This window comes from Sinanaerobacter chloroacetimidivorans (assembly GCF_018128545.1).
Classification (GTDB): domain Bacteria; phylum Bacillota; class Clostridia; order Peptostreptococcales; family Anaerovoracaceae; genus Sinanaerobacter; species Sinanaerobacter chloroacetimidivorans.
The window spans coordinates 1-2,516 of the sequence record NZ_JAGSND010000039.1; the positions used below are offsets into that span (position 1 = coordinate 1).

Annotated in this window: 3 protein-coding genes; all 3 read left to right on the forward strand. The window is 49.7% G+C overall.

Going from position 1 to position 2,516, the window contains the following annotated elements:
• Window positions 1–951 (forward strand): thiamine pyrophosphate-dependent dehydrogenase E1 component subunit alpha (locus KCX82_RS22615; RefSeq protein ID WP_227020705.1); only part of this gene is annotated, 951 nt, incomplete at its 5' end.
• An 11-nt stretch (window positions 952–962) separates the two neighbouring features.
• Window positions 963–1,940, forward strand: a complete 978-nt coding sequence (locus KCX82_RS22620; RefSeq protein ID WP_227020706.1) for an alpha-ketoacid dehydrogenase subunit beta — start codon at window positions 963–965, stop codon at window positions 1,938–1,940.
• A 12-nt stretch (window positions 1,941–1,952) separates the two neighbouring features.
• A partial coding sequence (locus tag KCX82_RS22625; RefSeq protein WP_227020707.1) for an E3 binding domain-containing protein occupies window positions 1,953–2,516 on the forward strand: 564 nt, incomplete at its 3' end.

Below are 2,516 nucleotides of genomic sequence, written 5' to 3' on the forward strand. Positions count from 1 at the left end.
ATCAACAAAGAAAAACTGAAAGAAATGTATATAAAGATGCTGCATACAAGGCTGTTCGAAGAGAAGGTGGCATATTTCTTCTCCATGGGAATGGTGCACGGAACCACCCATCTTTACGTGGGGGAGGAAGCTTCCGCTGTAGGTGCATGTTGTGCCCTTGAAACAGAAGACCTGATTACGAGCACCCACCGGGGACACGGACACTGCATTGGAAAAGGAATCGATCTGAACCGGATGATGGCAGAACTGCTTGGGAAATCAACGGGCTACTGCAAAGGGAAAGGAGGCTCCATGCATATCGCAGACCTTGAAAGAGGAAATATCGGAGCTAACGGCGTAGTGGGCGGAGGACATGCCATTGCGGTTGGAGCAGGACTTACCCTGAGAATGCAGAAGAGAGACAATGTAGTGGTCTGCTTTTTCGGAGATGGAGCATCGAATGAAGGAAGCTTCCACGAGGCATTGAATCTGGCATCCGTTTGGAAGCTGCCGGTGATTTTCATCTGTGAGAACAATCTGTACGGCATGTCGGTACCAGTAAGCAAATCCATGAACATTACTGATGTGGCAGACAGAGCAGCGGCCTATGGAATCAAAGGCATGGTTATCGACGGAAACGACGTGCTTGAAGTATACAAGAGTGTACTGGAAGCAAAAGAGTATGTAAAAGAAAACGGCCCCATTCTGATAGAGGCTAAGACCTACAGATGGCTGGGTCATTCCAAGAGTGATGCGAACGTGTACAGAACCAAAGAAGAGATTGCCAGCTGGAAGGAAAAGTGCCCCATCAAGCGCATGAGGGCCTATCTGGAAAGCAATCAGATCTTCAAAGCCAAGGAATTGGATGAAATGGAAAAGCAGGCTTCTGAGGACATGGAAAAGGCTGTGGAATTCGCCCAGAACAGCCCGTATCCATCCCTTGACACCATCATGGACGATGTATACGCATAGGAGGGGATAGAATGAAAGAGATAACTTACGCACAGGCGATAAAAGAAGCCATGTCGGAGGAAATGAGACGGGATGAAACGGTATTTCTAATGGGAGAAGATGTAGGGCTGTACGGCGGCGCATTTGGAGTATCTGTTGGAATGTTTCAGGAGTTCGGAGAAGAAAGAGTCAGAGACACCCCAATCTCTGAAGCAGTGATAGCAGGAGCGGCAGTAGGAGCAGCAGTAACCGGAATGAGGCCTATTGCTGAGATTATGTTCAGTGACTTTACCACAATCTCCATGGACCAGCTTGTGAATCAGGCTGCAAAGATCAGATATATGTTTGGGGGTAAAGCAAAAGTGCCCATGGTGCTGCGTACCCCGGGAGGTTCGGGAACCGGAGCAGCAGCTCAGCATTCCCAAAGCCTGGAAGCATGGTTCTGCCATGTGCCGGGACTAAAGGTAGTCATACCCTCCACCCCTTACGATGCCAAAGGCCTGCTGAAAGCAGCCATTCGGGACGATAATCCGGTGATGTTCATCGAGCAAAAGCTCCTTTATCGAAGAAAAGGAGAAGTGCCTGAAGAAGACTATGTAATAGAGCTTGGTAAGGCAGATGTAAAAAGAGAAGGAAAGGACTTGACCATCATTAGCTACGGAAGAATGGTTCCAACCTGTCTTGCGGTAGCAGAAGAGCTGGCCAAAGAAGGTATTGACATCGAAGTGGTGGATCCGAGAACCCTGCTGCCCCTGGACAAGGATACGCTGATTCAATCGGCGAAAAAGACAGGAAAAGTTTTGATCGTACACGAAGCGGTGCAGACAGGTGGCTTCGGCGGGGAAATCGCAGCAGTGATTGCTGACAGCGAAGCATTCTTTTACCTGGATGCCCCGGTAAAACGACTGGGAGGGCTGGATATTCCCATCCCATATTGTCCGGAGCTTGAGAAAAATGCGGTTCCTACGGAAGAGAAGATCAAAGAAGCAGTCTATACTCTCGTGAAGTAAGGAGGGAAAAGAATGGCAACAGCAATCATCATGCCAAAGGCGGGAATGGCCATGGAAGAAGGAACCGTCATCAAATGGCTGAAGGCAGAAGGAGACAAAGTGGAACAGGGAGAACCCCTGCTTGAAATACTCACCGATAAAGTAAATATGGAAGTGGAAGCCCAGGCATCAGGAACACTGATCAAGATCCTAAAAGAAGAAGGAGAAGTGGTACCGGTCACGCAGATCATCGGATATATCGGCACGCCGGGAGAACTCGTCGAAGAAGCCGGCGCACCGGAGGGCTCAATGCTGATGGGGAGCTCGGGCAAAGCAGCGGCTACTCCTGCAGCCAGGAGAATGGCATCGGAGAAAAATATAGAGCTTGGAAAGGTAAGAGCAACGGGGCAATATGGCGAGATCAAAGTCAGAGATGTCCTTGCACATAAAGGCATCGTGATCAGCCCCCTTGCAAGAAGAGTGGCAGAGGCGAACGAAGTGGATCTGTCAACGGTATCTGGCAGCGGCTACAATGGCAAGATCGTTATGCAGGATGTGGCCTCCAAACTGAGTGCCGGCGCGGAAATACCAGCAGCA

Bases quoted from the DNA above. Each gene is read 5' to 3' on its own strand.
- KCX82_RS22620 (WP_227020706.1), top strand. From the start codon at position 963: ATGAAAGAGATAACTTACGCACAGGCGATAAAAGAAGCCATGTCGGAG.